Source organism: Paenibacillus germinis, assembly GCF_013141785.1.
Taxonomy (GTDB): Bacteria; Bacillota; Bacilli; order Paenibacillales; family NBRC-103111; genus Paenibacillus_E; species Paenibacillus_E phytorum.
In genome coordinates this window covers 13,850-36,991 of record NZ_WHOC01000156.1, presented here as the reverse complement: position 1 = coordinate 36,991, position 23,142 = coordinate 13,850, and the positions used below count along the sequence as shown (strand labels likewise).

22 protein-coding genes are annotated in these 23,142 nt (G+C 43.4%); 20 read left to right on the top strand and 2 right to left on the bottom strand.

The window, feature by feature from the left end:
* The first annotated feature begins 327 nt into the window (after positions 1 to 327).
* From GC102_RS29160 to GC102_RS29075, 18 genes are all read left to right on the top strand, one after another.
* Positions 328 to 780, top strand: coding sequence for a MarR family winged helix-turn-helix transcriptional regulator (locus GC102_RS29160; RefSeq protein ID WP_171692629.1), 453 nt, complete (start codon positions 328 to 330; stop codon positions 778 to 780).
* 27 nt (positions 781 to 807) lie between these two features.
* On the top strand, positions 808 to 1,326 hold the full coding sequence (paiA, locus tag GC102_RS29155; RefSeq protein WP_171692628.1) for a spermidine/spermine N(1)-acetyltransferase: 519 nt from the start codon (positions 808 to 810) through the stop codon (positions 1,324 to 1,326).
* Between the two features lie 248 nt (positions 1,327 to 1,574).
* The gene (locus GC102_RS29150; RefSeq protein ID WP_171692627.1) at positions 1,575 to 2,726 is read left to right on the top strand and encodes a glycerate kinase; all 1,152 of its coding nucleotides are present in this window, start codon (positions 1,575 to 1,577) and stop codon (positions 2,724 to 2,726) included.
* A gap of 77 nt (positions 2,727 to 2,803) precedes the next feature.
* A complete protein-coding gene (locus GC102_RS29145; protein WP_171692626.1) occupies positions 2,804 to 3,781 on the top strand; it encodes a 2-hydroxyacid dehydrogenase in 978 nt (325 codons plus the stop codon).
* A 172-nt stretch (positions 3,782 to 3,953) separates the two neighbouring features.
* Complete coding sequence (locus tag GC102_RS29140) at positions 3,954 to 5,072, top strand: GntR family transcriptional regulator (RefSeq protein WP_171692625.1); 1,119 nt, start codon at positions 3,954 to 3,956, stop codon at positions 5,070 to 5,072.
* A gap of 390 nt (positions 5,073 to 5,462) precedes the next feature.
* A complete protein-coding gene (locus tag GC102_RS29135) occupies positions 5,463 to 6,809 on the top strand; it encodes an ABC transporter substrate-binding protein (protein WP_171692624.1) in 1,347 nt (448 codons plus the stop codon).
* A gap of 70 nt (positions 6,810 to 6,879) precedes the next feature.
* Positions 6,880 to 7,818: a carbohydrate ABC transporter permease gene (locus GC102_RS29130; RefSeq protein ID WP_171644926.1), complete on the top strand. Its 939-nt coding sequence runs from the start codon at positions 6,880 to 6,882 to the stop codon at positions 7,816 to 7,818.
* Positions 7,819 to 7,834: 16 nt separating this feature from the next.
* Entirely contained in the window at positions 7,835 to 8,671 is an 837-nt protein-coding gene (locus GC102_RS29125) for a carbohydrate ABC transporter permease (RefSeq protein WP_171692623.1), read from the top strand.
* A 170-nt stretch (positions 8,672 to 8,841) separates the two neighbouring features.
* Positions 8,842 to 10,308: a spore germination protein gene (locus GC102_RS29120; protein ID WP_171692622.1), complete on the top strand. Its 1,467-nt coding sequence runs from the start codon at positions 8,842 to 8,844 to the stop codon at positions 10,306 to 10,308.
* 7 nt (positions 10,309 to 10,315) lie between these two features.
* Positions 10,316 to 11,434, top strand: coding sequence for a GerAB/ArcD/ProY family transporter (locus tag GC102_RS29115; RefSeq protein WP_171692621.1), 1,119 nt, complete (start codon positions 10,316 to 10,318; stop codon positions 11,432 to 11,434).
* A gap of 24 nt (positions 11,435 to 11,458) precedes the next feature.
* A complete protein-coding gene (locus tag GC102_RS29110) occupies positions 11,459 to 12,580 on the top strand; it encodes a Ger(x)C family spore germination protein (RefSeq protein WP_171692620.1) in 1,122 nt (373 codons plus the stop codon).
* Between the two features lie 207 nt (positions 12,581 to 12,787).
* On the top strand, positions 12,788 to 13,312 hold the full coding sequence (locus tag GC102_RS29105) for a DoxX family membrane protein (protein ID WP_171692619.1): 525 nt from the start codon (positions 12,788 to 12,790) through the stop codon (positions 13,310 to 13,312).
* Positions 13,313 to 13,447: 135 nt separating this feature from the next.
* On the top strand, positions 13,448 to 14,053 hold the full coding sequence (mobA, locus tag GC102_RS29100) for a molybdenum cofactor guanylyltransferase (RefSeq protein WP_171692618.1): 606 nt from the start codon (positions 13,448 to 13,450) through the stop codon (positions 14,051 to 14,053).
* A gap of 107 nt (positions 14,054 to 14,160) precedes the next feature.
* The gene (locus GC102_RS29095; RefSeq protein WP_171692617.1) at positions 14,161 to 14,325 is read left to right on the top strand and encodes a cytochrome c oxidase subunit 2A; all 165 of its coding nucleotides are present in this window, start codon (positions 14,161 to 14,163) and stop codon (positions 14,323 to 14,325) included.
* Between the two features lie 42 nt (positions 14,326 to 14,367).
* Complete coding sequence (locus GC102_RS29090) at positions 14,368 to 14,838, top strand: cytochrome c oxidase subunit II (protein ID WP_171692616.1); 471 nt, start codon at positions 14,368 to 14,370, stop codon at positions 14,836 to 14,838.
* A 31-nt stretch (positions 14,839 to 14,869) separates the two neighbouring features.
* Positions 14,870 to 16,534, top strand: coding sequence for a b(o/a)3-type cytochrome-c oxidase subunit 1 (locus GC102_RS29085; protein ID WP_171692615.1), 1,665 nt, complete (start codon positions 14,870 to 14,872; stop codon positions 16,532 to 16,534).
* Positions 16,535 to 16,625: 91 nt separating this feature from the next.
* Positions 16,626 to 16,931 carry an STAS domain-containing protein gene (locus GC102_RS29080; protein WP_171692614.1) on the top strand — a complete coding sequence of 102 codons (306 nt, stop codon included), beginning with the start codon at positions 16,626 to 16,628 and terminating at the stop codon, positions 16,929 to 16,931.
* Between the two features lie 52 nt (positions 16,932 to 16,983).
* The gene (locus tag GC102_RS29075) at positions 16,984 to 19,020 is read left to right on the top strand and encodes a bifunctional diguanylate cyclase/phosphodiesterase (protein WP_171692613.1); all 2,037 of its coding nucleotides are present in this window, start codon (positions 16,984 to 16,986) and stop codon (positions 19,018 to 19,020) included.
* A gap of 619 nt (positions 19,021 to 19,639) precedes the next feature.
* Here GC102_RS29075 and GC102_RS29070 read toward each other — a convergent pair.
* On the bottom strand, positions 19,640 to 20,923 hold the full coding sequence (locus GC102_RS29070; protein WP_171692612.1) for a methyl-accepting chemotaxis protein: 1,284 nt from the start codon (positions 20,921 to 20,923) through the stop codon (positions 19,640 to 19,642).
* A 167-nt stretch (positions 20,924 to 21,090) separates the two neighbouring features.
* On the opposite strand from GC102_RS29070, the gene GC102_RS29065 reads away from it, so the two are divergent.
* Positions 21,091 to 21,633 carry a hemerythrin domain-containing protein gene (locus GC102_RS29065; protein ID WP_171692611.1) on the top strand — a complete coding sequence of 181 codons (543 nt, stop codon included), beginning with the start codon at positions 21,091 to 21,093 and terminating at the stop codon, positions 21,631 to 21,633.
* A 26-nt stretch (positions 21,634 to 21,659) separates the two neighbouring features.
* Here GC102_RS29065 and GC102_RS29060 read toward each other — a convergent pair whose 3' ends face one another.
* A complete protein-coding gene (locus GC102_RS29060; RefSeq protein ID WP_171692610.1) occupies positions 21,660 to 22,355 on the bottom strand; it encodes a Crp/Fnr family transcriptional regulator in 696 nt (231 codons plus the stop codon).
* Between the two features lie 292 nt (positions 22,356 to 22,647).
* Between GC102_RS29060 and GC102_RS29055 the strand changes: the two genes are divergently transcribed.
* Positions 22,648 to 23,112 (top strand): GAF domain-containing protein, encoded by a 465-nt coding sequence (locus GC102_RS29055; RefSeq protein ID WP_171692609.1) that lies wholly within the window; start codon positions 22,648 to 22,650, stop codon positions 23,110 to 23,112.
* Positions 23,113 to 23,142: the final 30 nt, after the last annotated feature.

The following is a 23,142-nucleotide window of genomic DNA, read 5'->3' as shown; positions in this document are numbered from 1 at the left end:
AGAGTTCGATAGGTTAAACGGTAAATTATTGGGGATATTTGTACCAAAGGATATGTGATTTTCTTTTAATCTAATTACGGTGATTAGCATAAACAGAAGTCAGGACGTTAAACTAACGGGAAACGATAGTTTAATACAGAACTAACCGAGGCTGCCGGCACAAACGGCAGCCTCCATACGTTAACGGGCAGGATAGTTGATAGGATTAAACAAAATTATTCAAGTGTAAATCTCAGTTTTTTGTTGCAAATACAACAAAAATAGGGTAGACTCGATATGAATTTATGTTGCATTTACAACAAAAAAAGATACTGTAAGGAGCTAGTTATGAAAGAAATCCTTCGTGAAATCGGAATGATAGCAAGGGCATTAGATTCTATAAGTAATATAGAATTTAAAGAATATGACCTCACAAAAGGGCAATATTTGTACCTTGTTCGAATTTGTGAAAACCCAGGAATCATTCAAGAAAAATTAGCAGAGATGATAAAAGTAGATCGAACAACAGCAGCACGTGCTATAAGTAAACTTGAAATTAGTGGTTTTATCGAGAAGAAAGACGATAATCATAACAAAAAAATTAAAAAGCTCTTTCCAACAGAGAAAGGGATAAATGTTTATCCCTTAATAAGAAGAGAAAATGATTATTCAAATAGCGTTGCATTAGAGGGATTTTCCGAAAGAGAAGCAGAAACCATTTTCAATCTTCTTCAAAGAGTAAGAATAAATATAGAAAAAGACTGGGAATTTGTAAAAAAGGGAAAACAGAGAAATTATTGATATTATAAAAGGGAGTGGCATATTTAAATGACTGTAAATTTAAAAAAGTGTACTCTTGAAGATTCACGAACTCTTCAAGAAATTAGTTGTGAAACATTTAATGAGACATTTAAGCATCAAAATTCACCCGAAAATATAAATGCCTATTTGGAAAGGGCATTTAGCTTAAAACAAATAGAAAAAGAATTATCGAATATTTTCTCTCAATTCTTTTTTGTTTATTTAAACAATGAAGTTGCTGGATATTTAAAGGTCAACACCAATGATGCGCAGTCTGAAAAAATGGATGATAAATCACTTGAAATTGAGCGGATTTATATAAAAAGCAAATTTCAAAAACAGGGGCTTGGCAAATATCTGCTAAATAAAGCTATGGAAATTGCAAAGGGACGTAATAAAAAGGAAATTTGGCTAGGCGTATGGGAAAAAAATGAAAACGCAATTGCCTTTTATAATAAAATGGGTTTTGTTCAAACAGGAGTCCACTCCTTCTATTTGGGTGATGAAGAACAAAGAGATTTTATAATGACCAAAACACTCATGTAACATTTTTGTTTAATGATATTCAACTCTAACGAAGAACTATAGTTCAATAGACCTCAGAAGAAGGCTGCCGACAACATAGGGAGGCAAGGTTCATGTCAAAGATTACTTTTCTAGGTGCAGGCAGAGCGGAACTATCGATGGATGATATCGTAGCTATGTGTGATGATCTGATCAAGGCTCATGGTGACTGGCTGCCAAAGTTTGTGTAAACTAATAGTAATGTGAACGAAGCAAGGGGGGCCAAGCCAATGAAGGTGGTCATAGCTATCGATTCTTTTAAGGGCAGCGTTTCATCGATGGAAGGAAGCAGAGAGATCGCTATAGGCATTAAAGAGGTTTACCCTAATGCGGATATTGTAAGTTTCCCTATAGCTGATGGCGGTGAAGGAACGGTAGAAGCGCTTGTATATGGAACAGGCGGGCAGCTTCAATCTGTTAAGGTTACAGGCCCACTTAAGGAGCCGGTTCAGGCAACCTATGGAATAACAGGTAACGGAAAAACAGCCGTTATAGAGGTAGCGGCTGCCTGTGGATTGCCGCTAGTGCCTGAGGCAAGCAGGAATCCGATGCTTACAACAACCCATGGAGTCGGCGAGCTCATCGCACATGCGATAGGGCAAGGCTGCCGTGAATTTATCATTGGACTCGGCGGAAGTGCGACGAACGATGCGGGTGTGGGAATGCTTCAGGCTTTAGGCTACCGTTTCAAGGACCAAGAGGGCAATGATGTTGGTCCAGGCGGGAATGCCCTAGGCAAGATTCATCATGTTGATTCGGCCCATGTCCGTCCAGAATTAAGACAATGTGAGTTTAAGATTGCCTGCGACGTTAATAATCCGCTGTACGGACCTAACGGAGCGGCTTACGTGTTTGCCCCTCAAAAAGGAGCGAGTCCCGCAATGGTGGAGGAGCTGGATCATGGCTTATACCTGTTTGCCGGTGTTGTCCAGAGGGAACTTGGTGTTAACCTTCAAGACATCCCTGGAGCGGGTGCGGCGGGTGGACTTGGAGCGGCATTTGCTGCTTTTTTGAAGGCGGAGATGCAATCTGGTGTTGGGCTAGTACTGGACAAGATCGGATTAAAGGAGAGCATGGAGGGGGCTGATTTCGTGATAACAGGAGAAGGGAAGCTTGATGGACAAACGTCGATGGGCAAGGCTCCATTGGGAGTTGCTGCGCTTGCGCAAGCCCAAGGCATTCCTGTTATTGCGTTAGCCGGAGGAGTTACCAAAGAAGCCTCGGTACTGAACGATCTAGGTGTTACTTCTTTTCATTCCATAATCAGCGCTCCTATGTCTCTTGAACAAGCCATGGATCCTATTGAAACGCGATATCATCTTAGAAGTACAACCAAGCAATTATTTAGATTAATTCAAGCGGTGAATGCTGCGGAAAAATAGCGAAATGTAGTATACCGATAACTCCTGATCCGGGGAGGGATTGGTATATTTGCATAATTGGAAGGGGAAAAACCTTTATGGCGAAATCTAAGGTGGTATTAACCAAAGAAACATGGCCTGCTGCCATGGAAAGAATTGAACAGCATTGTGAGGTAAAGGTTTGGAAAGAAACTGAACCGATCCCACGGACATTATTATTCGAATGGTTAAAAGATGCAGAGGGTCTATTCAGCACAGGTGATGTAAAGGTAGATGAAGATTTGTTGGCTAATGCTCCGCAAATAAGAGTCGTAGCACAATCATCGGTAGGGTACGACAATATTGACATAGATGCTTGCACGAGGAGGGGAGTTCCCTTTGGAAACACACCTGGCGTGCTTGTCGAAACAACGGCAGATTTAACCTTTGCGTTACTACTGAGCGCAGCTCGCCGAATTCATGAATGTTGGGATTTTGTCAAATCAGGCAAATGGGCAAGTACTAACAACATTCCTTTCGGTGTAGATTTGTATGGGAAAACTCTCGGTATCGTAGGCATGGGAGATATCGGCTGTGCTGTAGCTAGAAGAGCTAAGGCGTGTGGGCTAAACATTATTTACTATAACCGGACAAAGCGTATGGATGATCATGTACTCGAAGCGAGATATGTTGACTTTAGGGACTTGCTGCAAGAGTCTGACTTTATCATTACCCTCGTTCCTTTATCGAATCAAAGCCGGGGAATGTTTGGAGCTGAGGAGTTTGCGCAGATGAAGCCATCGGCCTATTTTATTAATGCGGCACGCGGGCCTATCGTGAATACCGAGGCTCTTTACGAAGCATTGAAAAGTAAACAAATTGCATACGCCGCCTTAGATGTGACCGATCCAGAACCCATTGCGGGAGACCATCGATTACTCAGCCTTCCGAATATATTAATAACCCCGCATGTAGGTAGTGCAACTTACGAAACGAGAAACCGCATGGCACATTTAGCTGTGGATAATTTATTAGCAGGTCTTGGTAGACAACCGCTTCCAACTTGTGTGAATCCAACGGTTAATTACTCGAAGTAAGCCCATTAAAAGGGTATTCTCCTGTGAGAAAGCCGTAAAGTAGAGAAAATGACATCTGAAAGAAAGTCCCGATGAAGAAACACATTCATCGGGACTTTCTTTTTTATATTGAAAATCACATATGAAATGATATACTTAGTATATTAACTACAAAGGTGTTAGGGTGAATTGGATGGAAGGACATTTATATGAACAGCTTTATAAGCATATCCTTCATGAGATTAAAGAGGGACAATTGAAGGCAGGAGATCGTGTATCTTCCGAAAAAGAACTGGCCGAACGGTTTGGCGTCAGCCGTATTACTTCCAAAAAAGCGCTGGAGAAATTGGCGGAAGCGGGGGTCATCAAACGCATTCAGGGCAAGGGCTCGTTTGTTGCTGATGGTATCAGAGGGGGATTGGAGCACAAACGTCATTCGGAGGAAATAACGAATCTGGAATCCGATGAAAAAGAAAGACCGTTGATCGGGTTTATTATTTCGAATTTTTCCGACGAATTCGGCCTACAACTGCTTCGATCGATAGAAAAGCAGAGCACTGAGCACAAATATGATCTGATCATCAAGCGAACTCGTGGGAGCAGGGACGAAGAAGAACGTGCAATCCAACTGTTTGTTCGTCTAGGCATCAAGGGCTTAATCGTGACTCCCATCCACGGACAACATTATAATGCTGAACTGCTTCGCCTCGTATTGGACAAGTTTCCCGTTGTATTCGTCGATAGATACCTAAAAGGAATTCCGGTTTGCTCCGTTTACACGGACAATAAGAAAGCCGCCCAGGATCTTACGATTCATCTGATTGGGAGAGGCCACGATAAAATCGCCTTCTTGTCTCCACCGGAGGAAAACACATCAACTTTGGAGGAAAGGCTGCTGGGGTATACCTTGGCTTTTACTCAAGAGGGATTAAAGCTAAATCAGGACTATTGTTTGACGAATTTAAAGGGGACCCTCCCTATGAACCTGGACGGAACTGCAATCGATAGTGACAAAGAGACGATTCAGCGCTTTTTGGAACAATACCCCGATGTAAAGGCATTTGTCGCCTCGGAGTTTCTGGTCGCAACCATGCTGGCTCAGGTCATCGATTCGTTGGGGAAATCACTGGACGAATACGAGATCGTTTGCTTCGATTCACTCAACGATTACCTAGGAAAGCCGATATTCACTCACATTCAACAAGACGAGAGGCGGATGGGCGAAGAAGCGGTGGACTTGCTCGTCTCGCAGTTATTCGGAGAAGCTGTCCCCGAACAGCGAATTATCGAACATCGGATCATCATTAAATAGCCGGTAACGGTAATTAAATAGCGATTGAAAAAAACATGGTAAAGCCATGTTTTTTTGTTTGGCTTGCCTTATGCGAGCAATATCTCTTCAAAAAAAGTCTGGAATAGGTCAATTTTTGGACAAGCATGTCGCGATATTGAAGTTGACATGTTATGCGTGGCGATATTAATATACTTAGTATACATAAACATACTATTTAATGGAAATGAGGTGGACCGGCTCCTCCCAAGGATTCAAAATCATATTTTCGCAACAATGTAAACGCATACATAATTGTGTGTGATATCAATTGACTTTTGATGTCATGTTAAGCTGAATTTTATAGGAGGTGAGCTAGGTTTACAGGAAGTGAAGTTGAATAACAAAACTTACCTTAAGGGGGATTTATGTATGAGAAAATCCAAAAAACTCGTATTTCCAACACTGGTATCTGTTCTCACTATTTCAGTTCTTGCAACCGCATGTTCATCAACTACGCCAACTACGGGAGGCAGTAATTCAACCACTCCATCAACTGCTGCAGCCTCGAACGATAAAGGCGGACAAGGTAATGTAACTGTTACTATGTGGCACGGTCTAACCTCAATCGATTTGGACAATATGAATAAAGTCGTGAAAGCATTTGAAGAGAAAAATCCCACGATTAAAATCAAATTGGTGTATACAGAATCCAATGAGGGCGCCGATCAGAAGCTGCTTACTGCGGTCGCAGGTGGCAACCCTCCAGATATTGCCTATTTCGACCGGTTTAAGGTCGGCTCTTGGGCAGCGCAAGGTTCATTGACTGACCTATCTACGATGGCTGCTGGAGCTGGAATAAAAAAGGACTCGTATTATCCATTTGCATGGGACGAGTCCAGTTATAAAGGCAAGTTATATGCCATTCCGTTAGGTACGGACTCACGTTTACTGTTTTACAATAAGGATCATTTCAAAGAAGTTGGGCTCGACCCCAACAATCCGCCCAAAACGCTTGCCGAGCTCGAAGCGGCTTCTGAAAAGTTGACTATCAAGGATGGCAAACGTTTCAAACGAATCGGTTTTATTCCATGGTATTCACAAGGCTGGCTATACAGCTGGGGATGGTCATTTGGGGGAGACTTCCAAGATAAATCAACAGGCAAAATCACTGCGAATGATCCTAAAGTTGTAGATGCGCTTCAGTGGATGACTGATTTCGGTAAAAAATACAATGTCGAGGACATTGCAGGATTCACAAGCGCAGCCGGTACGGATGAAATGGATCCATTCATTTCCGGTCAAATCAGTATGAAGATAAGTGGAAACTGGACGGTAGCCGGTATCAAAAAATTTAAGCCGAACCTGAATTACGGTGTTACACCGATACCCACGCCTACTGGATCAAACTTTTCGACGTGGTCGGGCGGCATGTCCCTTATTATCCCTAAAGGCTCCAAGAACATTGAACCCGCTTGGAAGTTCCTTGAATTCTTGGGTAAAGAAGAGGGGCAATATTTGGTGAACGCCCAGTCTGGCATGTCGGTTATTGATTCGGTTAACGCCAAATTCGGGTACAAAGACGATCCAATAATGAAAGAATTCGTCAATATTCTTCCGAAATCACACAACCGTCCGGTCATTCCTGAAGGACAGCTGCTTTGGAATGAACTAGCTTCCGCAACGGAAAAGGCCACTCGCGGTAACGGCAGCCCTAAAGAGAATCTCGATAAAGTGACAGAAACTGTAAACAAGGCACTAGAAAAATATAATAAATAGATACTCTATAGGCAGGGAGAGTCTCTCTCTCCTTGCCTATTCATGTATGATATTCGGAAGGAGGATGCACATGGCAAAACCAGCTGAGTCTATTCATGTATTAAAACATACAGCAGCAAGAAAAAAGAGATCATTTCGTACGACAAACTTGATTGGGTGGCTCTTTGCTTCACCTTGGGCTTTAGGTCTCATTTGCTTTTATGCAATTCCAATGTTCGCCTCCATCTACTTCAGCTTCACTACTTACAGTATCCTGCAGCCTGGTGAATTTATCGGTCTGAATAATTATAAGGATCTTTTTAATGATCCTTTGTTTTGGAAATCCATATACAACACGATCTATTTTGCTGTTTTTTTTGTTCCTTTAAGTATATTTTTCGGTGTAGCTCTGGCTATGATGCTAAATATGAAGGTCAAGGGTATGGCTGTATATCGAACGATCTTCTTCTTACCGACCCTTGTGCCGCAAGTGGCTTTGGCCGTACTGTGGATGTGGTTGTTGCATCCAAACTTTGGTTTGGTGAATGGCATGTTAGCAAGCCTAGGTATCGATGGGCCCCCTTGGTTGGGTGGTGAATCGTGGTCTAAACCCTCTCTCATCCTTATGTCGTTATGGGGTATCGGTCATGCTGTCGTTATCTACCTTGCTGGCTTAGGGGACATCCCAGACGAGTACTACGAAGCAGCGGAAATCGATGGCGCTAATTGGTTTCAGAAAGCGAAAACAGTAACGCTGCCTTTGCTAACTCCTGTTATTTTCTACAATCTGGTGATGGGAACAATCGGTGCGTTTCAACAGTTCACTCTCCCGTACACAATGACCAAAGGGCAAGGAACTCCAGCAAATTCCATGACATTTTACGTCATGTATTTATACGAGAACGGATTTAGATATTTCAAAATGGGCTATGCTTCGGCTATGGCATGGATCTTATTTGTTATCGTTATGGCCTTAACTGCATTGATTTTCATATCGTCGAAACGTTGGGTTCACTATCAAGGGAAATAAAGGAGGCAATAAAGGAATGAATCCTCTAACTATTAAAAAAATTAATCGAACGTTAGCTCATTTATGCCTAATTATTGCTTCATTCTTTTTCATTATCCCGTTTATTTGGCTGGTCTCAACGTCCTTGAAACCGCTCACGCAAATCTTTACATTTCCCCCAGAATGGATTCCGCATCCCTTTCAGTGGAGCAACTATTCCCGTGCTGTAGAGTATATTGCTTTCTGGACATATCTAAAAAATACAGCAGTTATTACTATAGTTAGTACAATTGGTGTGATCATCTCCTGTCCATTGGTTGCCTATAGCTTTGCCAAGTTGGAGTGGCGCGGTCGCGGCGTGTTGTTCTTCGTTACCCTCGCTGTTATGATGATTCCCGGTCAAGTCACCATGATTCCCCTTTTTCTTTTGTTTACTAAATTAGGTTGGGTTGGAACAGCTCTTCCGCTCATTATCCCCCAATTTTTTGGAGTACCGTTTTACATCTTCTTATTAAGGCAGTTTTTTCTTGGGCTGCCCGATGCCCTTCGCGAAGCAGCACGCATAGACGGCGCTAGTGAGTTCCGCATTTATCTACAAATCATGTTCCCGTTAGCCAAGTCCGCCGTTTTAGCTGTGGCACTGTTTCAATTTATGGGAAGTTGGACCGATTTCATTGGTCCCTTGCTCTATTTAACCAATGAACCTACCTATACGGTCTCACTCGGATTGCAGCAATTCCAAAGTCAAAAAGGTTCTGAATGGGGCCTATTAATGGCCGTGTCCACCTTGATGACATTACCCGTTATTATCCTGTTCTTTTTTCTCCAGAAAACGTTTATTAGCGGAATTACCTTTAGCGGTATAAAAGGTTGAAAAGAGAAAGTTTATGTGAATAAATTAGAACAGCTATGGCTTCGCCTTTTTATAAGGCGAAGCCATTAGCCATTTTAGGGTCTAGACTAATCTTTTTACTCAAGCTGTGTGCGTTGTTCCCATGCATAACTATGGAGAAAATATGGATACTATGGTTAAAGGTGATATGTATGGAATTACCGAATTCAGTTGATCTTTTTGAAGAATCATTAAAAAGCCTGATCCATAATTGCTCGGATCTTATCGTCAAACATGCTAATGATGGCCTTAATCTCATTTATTTCTGTAATTTAGTTGACTCAAATCTTGTTAACAATCAACTACTCAGCTCACTACAGCAAACCCGGCTAGAACCATTCTCGATGGAGGGACTTGCTCAATCAATCCCTATTGGCCAGACTGACCTTACTTGTGAAATGGAGCAAGTCATTATCTTGCTGCTGCGCGGTTGGACAGTGGTATATAAAGTTGGACAAACAGACGCCATACTGGTCAATACATCTAAGCAACCAAAACGATCTCCATCCATAACCGAAATCGAAACGAATGTGATCGGGCCTCAGATCGGGTTCACCGAATCGTTGGAAACGAATCTGGGTATCGTTCGCAGCATTATTGCTCATGAAAACCTGTGTAATGAATCATTTGAAATTGGTGAAATAACGAGAACTCAGGTGCAACTGCTTTACTTGAAAGATGTCGCAGAGGAGCAGACCGTCAATACGCTGCGTCAGCGGATTTCGGAACTGGAAATAGACGGTGTCATCGGGAGCACCCTTCTGGTTCAGCTTATTGAAGATAATTCTTTGTCGATTTTTCCTCAAATGATCATAACCGAACGACCCGATCGTGTCAGCTTTAGCTTATTGGAGGGTAAAGTCGTTCTGCTTGTCAATGGCAGCAATTTTGCAATTGTAGGACCGAGTACATTCCTTGATTTTTTCAAATCACCGGAAGATCATTACCTGCATTGGAATATAGCGATGTTCATTAGAGGATTGAGGTTCTTGGCTATCTTCATCTCAATCCTTTTGACTCCTGCGTATGTTGCAGCATTAACGTTTCATTATGAGATCATTCCTCCTAGTCTGCTTGTTCCGCTATCCCAGTCGCGTTCCAAAGTGCCGTTTCCACCTTTATTTGAATCGTTATTTCTAGAAATTACGATTGAACTTCTACGTGAAGCCGGGGCTAGACTACCAACCAAGGTTGGACAAACGATGGGTATCGTGGGAGGTATTGTTATCGGACAAGCGGCGGTTCAGGCCGGATTTACGAGCAACATCTTAATTATGATTGTCGCCTTGGCTGCTCTGTCTTCGTTTACAACACCCATATACTTAATGGGCATTAGTATCCGATTTGTTCGCTTTCCGATGATTATTGCTGCTGGAATTTGGGGTGGGATCGGCATTGTGTTCACGATCTGTTTATTACTCATGCATCTCTTACGTCTAACGAGTCTTGGACATCCGTATATGCATCCGATCTTTCCTCCGCGATGGAGGGACATGGTAGATACGGTTATTCGACTTCCTTTTCCACTTCTCTCCGCTCGTTCTACCTTTACACGCACGCCGAATAAGCAAAGGTTCAATAAGAATAAAGCGAAGCAGAAGAAAGACATCGACGAGTAGACGGGTGATGACAAAAATGGAGATTTCGGATAAACCGAGGAAAGGTTTAATGTTTCAAGCTTTCCTACTTGTTTTTGTAATCAGTAAAGCCCAATTGGGGGTGGGTGTGCTCGGATTCCAGCGAGTTATCTTTAAATCAGCGGGTCATGATGCTTGGATTTCGGTCATTGTGGCCGGTTTGGCCGCACATCTTTCCGTTTGGTTGATGATTCGCACGCTAGCGCATTATGATTCTGCTGACTTGTTTGGTATTCATTATGCACTATTCGGAAAATGGATAGGACGGATGCTTAGCCTCCTGTTTATGACCTATTTCGCGTTCTACGTCTTGACGATCTCACGCACGTATATTGAAACTGTTCAGTCCTGGATATTTCCCGATTTCCCAACATGGCTCCTCATGCTGCTTCTCATTACGCTAATTGCATATGGTCTGACTGGCGGAATTCGAGTGATTATTGGCATGTGCCTGTTTGGTTTTGTTTGTTGGATCATGACCACGCTATTTTTTTATGCGGCGATCAAGCATGCCCAGTGGAGTTTTTTGCTTCCGATCATGGAAGCATCTCCTTCCCAGTTGTTACAAGGAGCGAGTAAAATGCCGCTAACGCTTGCGGGGTTCGAGGTCATTTTCTTTCTGTACCCGTTCATTCGAGATCAACAAAACGCTAATCGTTACGCTCAAATAGGTGTTCTTCTTAGCAACCTGTTTTATTTGTTACTCATGGTCATTTCTATCGTTTATTATAGTCAAAATCAGATGCCAAAAACGATTTGGGCTACTTTTAGTTTTCTGAAAATCATCCGCTTTCCGTTTCTGGAACGATTCGAATACATTGCGATTCCGATCTGGATGCTTATCCTAGTATGCAATCTAATGTTATTTACATGGGTCATCCTACGTGGAATGAAGCGTGTTTTTCAGCAAAATCAAAAGCGGACGTTAGCCGTATTCTGTATCATTCTTTTCGCATGCTCCTTTCTATTCCAAAAACACGGACAAATATATAAGATGAACTCTATCTTGAATTCCGTATCGACCTATGTGATCTTTCTTTATCCACCCCTTCTTTTTCTGTTGGTGAAAACCGTACATGCCTTTAAAAAAAGAACCGTTCAACGCTAGGATTACTCTCGGGGAGTGAAATGCGTGAGAAGACCGTTTTGTCTATCTCTATTGCTCGGCACAGTCGTTTTGTTCTCGGGATGTGTCAAACCATTCATTTTGGAGAATTTGGCACTCGGCATTATTATCGGATATGACTCTCTTGAGAAAGAACGCATTCTTACAACATCGGTCTTGCAAAAAATCGATCCGAGCGCCAGAGAAAAGACGCAGGTCGTAGCCAGCACGGCATATACCAGTAAAGGTTCGCGCATTTCTTCGAATCGAGAGCTTAGCAAATACTTGGTTGGAGGACAAGTGCGGGTCGTCATGTACGGCAAAAAGCTTGCCTCCAAAGGGATCATCGATCTGGTTGATACCCTGTCCCGTGACCCAACGCTCGGCGATATGATTTACCTTTGTGTTAGCGATGAGGAAGCTTCGCATATTCTAACGCATCGCTATCGGGAAATATCGAATATTGGCATGTATCTCTATGAAAACTTAAGACAAAACTCGGAGAGAGAGGAGCTTCCTTCCCCGACGCTCCAAGATTTTCTTCGTGATTATTACAGTGAAGGCAAAGATCCAGTGGTGCCTTTGTTGAAACGAAAGGGCAATGAAGTTTATATCAAAGGACTGGCATTGTTTCATGATGACCGCATGGTTCATGAAGCTTCGCCGCGGCAAGGATTTCTGCTCAAAGTACTACTCAATACGAAGAAGGAGGGGAATTTCGAACTCGTAGCAGACGCCGAACTTTTAGCGAAGTACATGAAACATCCAGATAAAGAGGTTAAAATTGTGTTCGACACTGTGAAAAGCAGCAGTAAAATTAAGCTTCTTGACACGAAAGTACCAGAATTTATAGTGTCGGTGTCGATACACGGTGATCTTCAAGAAATTTCGGCTCCTTATTCCTTTGATAAGCCCGAGTCTATACCTGCATTAGAGAAAGAAATTGGAAAAAAACTGAAGGAGGAAATAGAAACATTCATCGCGAGTCTGCAATCGAATGAATCTGATGCCGTGGGGTTCGGGGAGGTTTATCGGAGTAAAGTAAGAGACTCAAAGCTAACGAAAGCAAAGTGGCACCCCATGTTCAGAGATGCAAAAATCAACGTTCGTGTAAATTTCACATTGAGACATACCGGTGCTATTGAGTGAAAATGAAGGATCATAAAGCAAAAAGCTGCCATTGGCTTAGTCCAGGGCAGCTTTTGCTTTGTCAGTAGATAAGAAAGTATAAATTATATACTTTTGCTTCGCATCTAACTGTCAATGTTCAATGTACGTAGGTGTGATCTATTTCACATACCGGCATGGTTTTTCGAAATATAATGAAATCAGAAAAGAAAAAAGGAGATGGTTCAAATGATGAAGTGGTTAAGGGGAAATCGTTACGCGGCGATGATGTTGACGATTATTCGTTTGTACGTTGGTTGGGAGTGGATGACAGCGGGATGGCATAAAATCGCCGGAGCAAAGCCATTTGACGCAGCGGGTTATCTGAAAGGAGCAATTGCGAAACCAGTCCTTGAATCGGGAACTACGGATATGGTTTACGCGAATTACGTGGCTTTCTTGAAAAGCTTTGCCCTCCCTAATGTGGGCGTCTTCAATGTTATGGTTCCTTGGGGGGAATTGCTAGTTGGTTTGGGTCTGATACTAGGCGCACTGACGACTACAGCCATATTCTTTGGATTATTAATGAACTTTATGTATATGTTCGCCGGAACGGTTAGCAGCAACCCATGGTTAATGCTTCTTGGATTCTTTATCATCGCCGCAGGCGCTAACGCAGGCAAGTTCGGCGTTGACCATCTGATCCTTCCGTATCTTCACAAATGGTTTGATAAACTAATCGAAAGATTCCATTTGAAACCAAAGTATAAATAAGTGGGCACAGTGGAGCGGGTAATTTACAAAGGATGTTCATATATTCAAAAAGAACCTACTCTTTGACTCAGTTCGCTGAAGAAGAGTAGGTGTTTTTTTCTCACTACAAAACGGGATAGAGGGAGTGTGATGGTGATGCTTACAGGCATCATTTTGGCTGGTGGAGCAAACCGTCGAATGAATGGGGAACTGAAAGCATTACTTCCTTTTGGTGGACAGCCTCTCATTGTTCGCCAAGTGGATCGGATGAGGATATTGTGTGATGAAATCATTGTTGTAACGAACGATCCCAAGTCGTATCTTCCTATTTTGGACCGTTCGGTACGGATTATTACGGATTTTCACACCGGCTATGGACCGCTTGGGGGCATGCATGCTGGATTGTCGTTAGCTAAGCATTCATCGGTATGGGTTGTTGGTTGTGATATGCCTTTTATTTCTTACAAAGCTGCCGAACTTTTGTGGAACAGAAAGCGGGAAGGCATTGAGGCTGTAGTTCCTCTTGTATCGGGCAATTTAGTTCCCCTGCATGGGATTTATGATCGAGAATGCAAGACTAAGATTCTTCCTCTGCTCAAAAAAGGTGAAACTCGGGTTTCTGCTTTACTGGGACATATTTTCTGGAGTGAGTTAGGGGACGAATATTTGCAAAAGAATGGTGTCGATCTGAAATTCATTTCGAGCATCAAGACCATGGAAGATTATGAGGCTTTCAAACACACCGTGAAGACGGGGATGTAAGGAATTGTACCCTTTTCATATACGGAATGTGACATAAATCATAGTGGCCTCGGCAGAATGCTCCTAGAATTAGGATAGCTAGATTTTAAGTTGGAGGTGGGTCTGATATGAGTATTAGAAAGTTAAGCAATGAGCAGCCCGAACAAATAAGAATAAACAAGGCGGATCAAGAACCCGTATTGAAAGGCACATTTGCATCGGTCATGCTGCTTGGGGCTTTTTTAGCCATAACCTGGGTCGCTGTATTTCTATTATTTCTGTACAGACAGTAGTTCAGTAATTCATTTCACGATTAGAAAAGGGTGGTTTAAGCCATGCATATTCATAAACTGGAGAAAATTTGGCTAGCAATTGGCATTAGTATGCTGTTCGTATTCCTTGGCATATTGGGTGTTTCTGCGTTTGCCATGGGGGTAAAACCGCCAAGTGAGCATCATCATCGGATTGATCCCGCGAAAGTAGCAGAGACAGCACCCTTTGACAAACTAGGATTATATAAGACCGGAGAAAAAGAATACGAAGCGGTGATGACTGCTTTTACATTCGGATATGCCCCAGACAAGATGGAAGTGCCTGTTGGTGCAACGATTAAGTTCGTAGTAACGAGCCAGGATGTCGTCCACGGATTCGAAATTCCAGGAACGAACGTAAATATGATGATTGTTCCAGGCGAAATTAGCCAAGTGACGCATACGTTTACGAAACCAGGCGAGTACCTAATTTTGTGCAACGAATATTGCGGTGGAGCGCATGAATATATGAAAACGACGATTATCGTGAAATGACGGGAAGAAGCACAGAAGGGTGGAAGTCTGCATGAAGAAAGGACAATTGGAATTGTTTGAAAATAAATTCGATCTCAAAGACGGGAAGTTGGTCGTTGCACACATCATCGTGGCATTCCTTGCACTGCTCATCGGAGGGATCGCGGGGCTGCTGCAAACGCTGGTGAAGAGCGGGACGGTTAAGCTACCATACGGAATCGGTTATTATGAACTGCTTACTGCGCATGGCGTGTTGATGGCGATCGTATTTACGACCTATTTTATTATAGGCTTTCTATACTCTGGCATTTCATACACGTTAGGCGGAAAGCTGCTTCCGATTGTTAACCGTATGGGATGGCTGGGATTTGCTTTAATGACGGTGGGAACAGCCCTCGGGGTAGTGATGGTTTTGACAGGAAAAGCGAGCGTACTGTATACGTTCTACGCACCTATGAAGGCTTCTCCCTACTTTTACATCGGATTAGCCCTATTGGTGGTAGGAAGCTGGATTAGCGGGTGGGGCATCTTCTATCAACTGAAGTATTGGAAAAAGACGCATCATGGCAAGATCTCTCCGTTGTTTGCGTTTATGGCGGTTATCACGTTCCTTATGTGGCAAATTGCTACCATCGGGGTTGCTGCCGAGGTGCTGATTCAGCTCATTCCATGGTCTTTCGGATGGGTGGAAACGATTAATGTGATGCTCAGCCGTACTCTGTTCTGGTACTTCGGCCATCCGCTCGTGTATTTCTGGTTGATGCCTGCGTATATGTGCTGGTATGTGATTATTCCGAAAATTATCGGAGGCAAAATCTACAGCGACGCGCTCGCCAGATTGTCCTTTGTCCTCCTTCTGCTATTTTCCATTCCGGTTGGCTTTCATCATCAATTGATGGAGCCGGGCATTAGCTCATTCTGGAAGTACCTGCAGGTAGTCTTGACCTTCATGGTGGTCGTTCCGTCGCTGATGACCGCATTCTCGTTATTTGCAACTTTTGAGTTAAATGGTCGTGCCAAGGGTGCCAAAGGGCTGTTCGGTTGGATAAAAGTCATGCCATGGAAAGATGTGCGATTCTTCGCTCCATTCCTGGGCATGCTGATCTTTATTCCAGCTGGCGCAGGCGGACTAATCAATGCAAGTAATCAAATGAACGCAGTGGTTCACAATACGTTATGGGTTACAGGGCACTTTCACTTGACGGTTGCGACTAGTGTAGCGCTCACGTTCTTCGGAATTACTTACTGGCTGCTTCCGGCCGTAACGGGACGTGTGCTTACTAAGCGCATGAACAAGCTTGGGATTATTCAAACGATCATTTGGTGCGTAGGCATGTTCTTTATGTCAGGTGCGATGCATCTTGTCGGACTATTCGGTGCACCGCGGAGAACGGCATTCACGACCTATGAGGGAAATGCGGATGCGGCAAGTTGGATGCCCTATTATGTATTCATGGCTATTGGCGGCACGATATTATTCATTGGCGTATTGTTGATGGTGTACAATGTCTTCGCCCTGCTTCGGGCGCCAAAGGGTGTGACAGAGTATCCAATCGGCGAAGCGATGGAGCAAGCAGAAGCTACTCCGGCCTATTTGGATCGTTGGAGTGTGTGGATCAGCTTATCGGTGGCGCTGATATTGATTGCTTATACGGTACCGTTAATGGATATGATAATGCATCCAGGCGTCGGTTCCAAAGGGTTTATCACTTGGTAAGAGGCAAGAAGCACCGGATTTTATGTGAATAAAAGCTGGTGCTTTTTCACAATGAAGTGAGGCTGGGAAATAGGGACCTGGAGGGGTAACAATGTTTCTAGATGTTCGAGTGTTCGACGGACAGGTGAAGGTAACGCCTAGGGGTAAAATTTATGTGGACGAAGCAACGATCATAAGGGAAAAGCTATTTCCCTATATGGACAAAGGGTGTAAGCAATTTGTTTTTAACTTATCCGAGGTGGACTATATCGATAGTTCCGGACTTGGCGTATTGGTTGCGCTTCAGAAGAGAGCCCATCTTAATGGCGGCGGGGTGGTCATTCTGGGTCTACAGGGGGATGTCAAAGCACTATTCGAGCTCACACGCTTAACGAACGTTTTTGAGATTCAACCCTAATTTAGTCATATTCACGTGAAAGAAGTCGCTGACCTAGAGGTGATAATCGTACATGAAAGATAAGCTGCGGCTTTATGCACGTGTATTTAAAAAGGTTATGGAATCCATCATGATTACAGATTCTGGAGGCATCATCCTATCGGTCAATCCTGCGTTTACAACGACAACAGGCTATACGGAGGAGGAAGTGGTGGGGCAAACGCCACGTATTTTGTATTCCGGCAAACAGAAACCTGAGTTCTATATTCATATGTGGGCAACGATTCATGAAACGGGCGGTTGGAAGGGTGAAATATGGAACCGAAAGAAGAATGGGGAGCTATATCTCGAATGGCTGACGATCAGTGCTGTGAGGGATAAGCAAGGTAAAATATCCAATTATGTAGGCATTTTCATGGACATAACGGAGCGCAAGAAGTCTGAAAAAAAATTGCAGCTGCATGCCAGGGTATTCGAAACCGCGAGTGAAGGGATCATGATTACGGATACAAAAGGAACGATTTTATCGGTCAATCCGGCGTTTTCCGAAACAACTGGCTATACGGAAGCTGAGGCTTTAGGTCGAACTTCGCGCATGTTACATTCCGGGGTGCAGGATGCCGAATTTTATATTCAAATGTGGGCATCGATTCATGAAGCGGGCAGCTGGCAGGGCGAAGTCTGGAATAAGCGAAAGAATGGGGAAATCTACCCGGAATGGCTGACGATTAATACCGTAAGAAATGAGAATGGTAGAATCTCTAATTATGTCGGAGTTTTCACGGATATTACAGAGCGTAAGCTTGCCGAAGAGAATTTAAAATATTTGGCTCATTATGATGTATTGACCGGGCTCCCGAATCGATTTCTATTTCATGACCGACTGAGTCATGCGATTGTGCAGGCTAAGCGTCAAGGCCACTCTGCTGCCCTGATGTTTATTGATCTCGACCATTTTAAGCTGATTAACGATACATTGGGACATGCAGTTGGAGATCAACTGCTGCAGAACGCTAGCAAAAGGCTGGAAAGCTGCGTTCGATCCAGCGATACGGTATCACGATTGGGCGGTGATGAGTTTACTGTTATTCTACCCCACATTGATGAAACCGAAGACGCGCTGCTTGTAGCGCAGAGAATACTGGAGGAGCTAGCCCTTCCTTTCTTGATAGCCGAACAGGAGCTGTTTATAACAGCAAGTATTGGAATTAGCATTTATCCCTTGAATGGGATTGATAGCGAAACCTTAATCAAACAAGCCGATTCGGCCATGTATCGAGCCAAGGAACAATCCAACAATTATCAGTTGTACACTTCAAATATGAACGCAACCTTCTACCGGAAAATGAAGCTAGAAAACGGGTTACGAAAAGCATTGGAAAAAGATCAATTAAGAATTGTGTACCAGCCGCAAATGGACATTCGAACGGGCCGGATCAACGGCATAGAAGCCTTGCTTCGCTGGCAGCATCCCGAAATGGGAATGGTGTCACCGAACGAGTTTATCCAGATCGTAGAGGAAAATGGTCAAATTGTCGAAATAGGAGAATGGGTGCTGCGCAGTGTTTGTGAGCAGAACAAGGCCTGGCAATCTGCAGGCTATCCTCCATTGAAATGTGCTATCAATCTGTCGCCCCGACAGTTCAAGAATAAGAATTTGATTGAAAAGGTCAAGCAGATATTGGAGGAAACGGAGCTAGATCCGAGTTATCTATGCTTCGAAATTACCGAAAGCATTAGCATACACCAAATTGAGTCGGTACTGACGGTTCTGCATGATTTTAAAGAGATCGGATTGGAGTTAGCTATTGATGATTTTGGCAAGGGACATTCCGCTTTGAGTTACTTGAAAAAGTATCCCATTGATATTTTGAAAATTGATAAATGCTTCGTTCAGGGCATTGAAATGGATCGAGGGAACGCCTCGATTGCCAAGGCCGTGATTGATATGGCCCACGGTTTGGGGCTCCGAGTGATAGCCGAGGGCGTGGAAACGGAAGATCAGTTGGCTTTTCTCAAGGACCTCCATTGTGATTCGATACAAGGATATTGGTTAAGCCGACCGCTGCCTCCCGAAGGGATCGAAGCGTTTTTCAATATACAAGAATGACTTTCTTTGAAGCCTGAAATTGTTGTATTTTTTGATACTGTCGATTCATTCATTCATGGAGGTGCCCTAAATCGGAAACAATCGTCATATATGCTGGGTTGAGGTTGCTGGATGAATAGAACCACATTCGCTGTTGAATGATGTTGTAAAATGTGCAACAATTTCTGCCTAAATCTCGCCTCTTTCCCTTCGTTGTTGCATAATGTACAACAATTTGGTCCTATAAAAGCCGTTTCGCAAGAAATGGGCTCGAAATGTTGTAGAAAATGCAACTTTAAGTTGTAAAATAGCCTTTGGGCATGTGAATTGTTGTAGAAAATGCAACATTGTTAACCACTATGGTCCATCTACCCTCACAAAAGCTGAATGACACTAAAATCGAATTTTGAAGTTACGCCTACCAGTGGTGAGGAAGCATAATGAATCAATAGGCGGCCTCTTTTTAGCAACATTCGATTCGATAGCGTGGATAAGTAAGCGAAGGTTTCTGCATTAAGGCTTAGGGCGTAACCGTTATTTCATGGATGACCAAGCTCGATCCAGCGTACGATAAAAGCCTTCCTACATGCTACAGCAGCGCATGTAGGAAAGCTATTTTCATCCAAGGACAGAGACTGATTTATCTCACTTTAAAGATTTCAATTTGTTTCTTTAAACTGGCGGATTGATCTCTCAATACATCGGAGGATGCAGCGATTTGCTCCATCACGGCCGTCTGTTCCTGTGTTGAAGCAAATACGCCCTTCGCGCCTACAGATATTTTGGAGGCAATGTCGGTGACATCTCGAGCTTCGTTTAAGGTGAGCTGTACTTGATCCGCTTGGCTCGAGACCATGGATGCAATATGATCCACGAACTGATCGACCTGATTTGCTTCACCAACGATACTTTGAAGCGCTGAAGCGGTTGTCTCCCCATTCGCGGTTTCTTTATTGACCATTTCGAATTGCTGTGTAATTTTCGAGACGACATTCTTGACCTCAGACTGAATTTGATCGATAAGCTGATTAATGTCATGAACGGCCTGCGAGCTTTGCTCGGCGAGCTTCTTCACTTCACCAGCCACTACGGCAAAGCCTTTGCCATGTTCGCCGGCTCTTGCAGCCTCAATAGAAGCATTCAATGCTAATAAATGGGTTTGGTTGGCGAATTCACCAACAACGCTTGAAATTTCGCTGATTTGCTTCGCATTGCTTTCCAAACGTCGAACAGTATGTATGGATTCTTGATTAGAAATCGCAAGGCTTTGCATCCCATTAACTAAAGAATGAATCACTCTTGCACTATCCTTAATGGTAATAATCATTTGCGTCGTTAAATGCCGGGCATCATGGGCTTTTTTATTGATGTCATCGGTGGTTCTCATGATTTGTTCGACGGACATGAACATGGCTTCCGAGGATTTCGACTGCTGTTCAGCTCCATGGGATATGTCTTCAATCGTCGTTGTTATCAGCTCCACATGAGCTGCAGCATGTCCAATCGCTGATCTCAATTCATCCACATGCATATCGGTCCCTATGAAGTTGACTGAAATTCCATCAATGATTTCTCTTAAGTTTCCGATCATCAGCGAGAAAGAAAGGCTGAGTTCTCTTAATTCATCATCTGATTTACTTGGAGTAATCGTAATTTGTAAATTCCCTGCGGAAGCTTCATTAGCTGCATCTGTAAGCTGGAGTAGGGGTTTAATGAACCATTTTGCCGCAATCCATCCTAGAAATCCTGTCCAGAATATACCCAAAGAAAGGGTGATCCAGATGAACAACCAATCCGGCATGTAATCTTTAAATAAACCTTGCAGGGTAAAAATAAAAAAAGCACTTGTCCCATAGGTTACGGTGGATACTAACGTGATGCCAAGTACCATTTTCTTGACTATACTCCATTTAAATTTCTTCATCTTCGTCAGTCCCCATTCTGCCTTTTCTGTGATGATTTCTTCCAATAAGCACTTTCCAAAAATATAGCAGAATCTTAAAAACGTAGATGTGATGTTTCTCACAGCGATAATCTGCAAAGAATTTATACTAGAAATAGAAGCAAACGACGTATGTTGGAGGGATGAATATGGCACCACTTTCAATAACCTGCATGTTAGGAATAGCCTCATCCAACCCAGATGAACTTGATTTTGCCACGGATCGTCTGAAGGAAGAGCATAGCCAATTAAGACAGCAGCTAAAGGCTCTCGAACATAGCGCTAAGGAAGTGAGTCTGCTGGATAATCCTGCTGAGGGCGTTCAGGTCTTGCAGCAGCTAAGGCAGCAAACCGCTGATTTTGTGGAGGCACTGGAGCGCCACGCCGAATGGGAGGACCAGCAGTTGTTTCCATTTCTGCTTGATTATTTTCACCGGCAATCGGCTCCATCGATAACGCCCTCCTTTTGGGTACTGGAAAAGGATCATCAGCTGGCGATTTCATTTATCCAGACCTTCCATGAAACCATCATCGATTTAACGCCAATTGTCATCAAAAAACAGCTGATTGAGGCTGCGGCGCATCTCATACAGGCCTGTTTAATCTTAAATGATCACTTTACGATGGAAGAACAGCTCGTAATTCCTTTAACGGAGAAAGTGCTAACGGACCTTGAATCATTCTTTTCATAGTTAATTGGACCATTTCAATCGGGATGCTACATGCGGCAAATCTCTTTCGGGCAGTTTTCGCAGTGGCATACATCGCGGAGATAGGTTAAATCCTTAATCACAATTTGGCCATTTTGTATCTCAAGAGCATCTTCCTTTTTCATATCACTCAACATCCGATTGACACTTTCCCGAGTAGCTCCAATCATATCGGCCATTTCTGTATGATTGATCTTGTAATTGATCAGCGTATGCTCACCGTTTGGAACGCCATAAGAATTACTGAGTCTGATAAGTAACGAACAGAGGGCACCTGGTTTTCCGTACATCATTAAATCGCGGAACTTCGTTTCGGTCATGCGGTGCATAAGCCCCATCCATTTCATAAACTCAATGGCCAAATCCCCATGCTGCCAAAGTAAGACTTCGAGGTCTTTGCGTTGAATGACCCCAATCTCACAATCAGCTGTTACTTCTGCACTATAGCTTTGTACAGAGTTCTGAAAGGGATCGATCTGACCGAATAAATCACCCGCCTGATGCAGCGATATGATGAAGCTTTTACCCGTTTCCGACAGCTTGGTGATGCGCACTCCGCCTTTTATTACGTAGTACAATTTATCCGCGACATCACCTTCCCAAAACAGATAATCACCTTTCTCCGCATGCTTCACATACATAATGCTTTGTAATTTATGGAAATTCTCTTCAGAAAAAAAGGCTAGAATACCGTTAACAGCCATCTGTACCAACTCCTCAACGTTTCTTTGTTATCTCTATCTTAACGGGTTCAGATGGTTTTGTTTATCGGGGGTTCTGCTGATCTTTAGAGGGGAAACTCCCTATTTGGTGTGAGATAAATCACAGTTAATCCTTAACTTTCCTGACGACTCTGAGGTGATTTGCAGGTGAATAAGCGCAATGTCCTGATTGCGAAATCAGGGTTTTCCCTGACATACAAGATGAGTGGAAACGTCTACAATGTTAATTAAAATAAATCGGCTCTGGTGCAAAGAGGAAATGGAGGTGGTCTAGATGGCTCATGGGGATGCAACCATCATAGAAGAGTTGGAGCGTTTGCGAAGCCTAACGTCAAGTGATTTTATCGCACTGGCGCCATTGCACGACAAAGCCCAGCGCATACGTTGGAAATATGCTTCGGGCAGCAGAAATGAACGCTATCGGCAAATGGTGATTAAATCGGGTCAAGGATTAGCTGGTTCCGTCCTGCGTCTCGGCCGATGGGTGAAGCTCGATGACTCGCATCCTGACTCCGATCAAGTGCGACGTAATTGTCCTGTCCTACTTGCCGAGCAGCTGCAGACTGCAGCCGTATTTCCAATTTTGACGGATTCCGATAGTCTGTTGATAAAAGGCTTGCTGTTCATCGGAAAAAGAACACAGCCCAGATATGCTCAGGCAGAGCTCCTTGTCGTTCAGGAAGGTCTCCCTGCTCTGGCTTGGTATCTGAAGGACAATACAGGGGAAATAGTAAAATGAGTTCCATTACCGGAATTCATTTTATTTGTT

Coding starts and splice junctions, on each gene's coding strand:
- GC102_RS29160 (WP_171692629.1), top strand. CDS start 328: ATGAAAGAAATCCTTCGTGAAATCGGAATGATAGCAAGGGCATTAGAT.
- paiA (WP_171692628.1), top strand. CDS start 808: ATGACTGTAAATTTAAAAAAGTGTACTCTTGAAGATTCACGAACTCTT.
- GC102_RS29150 (WP_171692627.1), top strand. CDS start 1,575: ATGAAGGTGGTCATAGCTATCGATTCTTTTAAGGGCAGCGTTTCATCG.
- GC102_RS29145 (WP_171692626.1), top strand. CDS start 2,804: ATGGCGAAATCTAAGGTGGTATTAACCAAAGAAACATGGCCTGCTGCC.
- GC102_RS29140 (WP_171692625.1), top strand. CDS start 3,954: ATGGAAGGACATTTATATGAACAGCTTTATAAGCATATCCTTCATGAG.
- GC102_RS29135 (WP_171692624.1), top strand. CDS start 5,463: ATGAGAAAATCCAAAAAACTCGTATTTCCAACACTGGTATCTGTTCTC.
- GC102_RS29130 (WP_171644926.1), top strand. CDS start 6,880: ATGGCAAAACCAGCTGAGTCTATTCATGTATTAAAACATACAGCAGCA.
- GC102_RS29125 (WP_171692623.1), top strand. CDS start 7,835: ATGAATCCTCTAACTATTAAAAAAATTAATCGAACGTTAGCTCATTTA.
- GC102_RS29120 (WP_171692622.1), top strand. CDS start 8,842: ATGGAATTACCGAATTCAGTTGATCTTTTTGAAGAATCATTAAAAAGC.
- GC102_RS29115 (WP_171692621.1), top strand. CDS start 10,316: ATGACAAAAATGGAGATTTCGGATAAACCGAGGAAAGGTTTAATGTTT.
- GC102_RS29105 (WP_171692619.1), top strand. CDS start 12,788: ATGATGAAGTGGTTAAGGGGAAATCGTTACGCGGCGATGATGTTGACG.
- mobA (WP_171692618.1), top strand. CDS start 13,448: ATGCTTACAGGCATCATTTTGGCTGGTGGAGCAAACCGTCGAATGAAT.
- GC102_RS29095 (WP_171692617.1), top strand. CDS start 14,161: ATGAGTATTAGAAAGTTAAGCAATGAGCAGCCCGAACAAATAAGAATA.
- GC102_RS29090 (WP_171692616.1), top strand. CDS start 14,368: ATGCATATTCATAAACTGGAGAAAATTTGGCTAGCAATTGGCATTAGT.
- GC102_RS29085 (WP_171692615.1), top strand. CDS start 14,870: ATGAAGAAAGGACAATTGGAATTGTTTGAAAATAAATTCGATCTCAAA.
- GC102_RS29080 (WP_171692614.1), top strand. CDS start 16,626: ATGTTTCTAGATGTTCGAGTGTTCGACGGACAGGTGAAGGTAACGCCT.
- GC102_RS29075 (WP_171692613.1), top strand. CDS start 16,984: ATGAAAGATAAGCTGCGGCTTTATGCACGTGTATTTAAAAAGGTTATG.
- GC102_RS29070 (WP_171692612.1), bottom strand. CDS start 20,923: ATGAAGAAATTTAAATGGAGTATAGTCAAGAAAATGGTACTTGGCATC.
- GC102_RS29065 (WP_171692611.1), top strand. CDS start 21,091: ATGGCACCACTTTCAATAACCTGCATGTTAGGAATAGCCTCATCCAAC.
- GC102_RS29060 (WP_171692610.1), bottom strand. CDS start 22,355: ATGGCTGTTAACGGTATTCTAGCCTTTTTTTCTGAAGAGAATTTCCAT.
- GC102_RS29055 (WP_171692609.1), top strand. CDS start 22,648: ATGGCTCATGGGGATGCAACCATCATAGAAGAGTTGGAGCGTTTGCGA.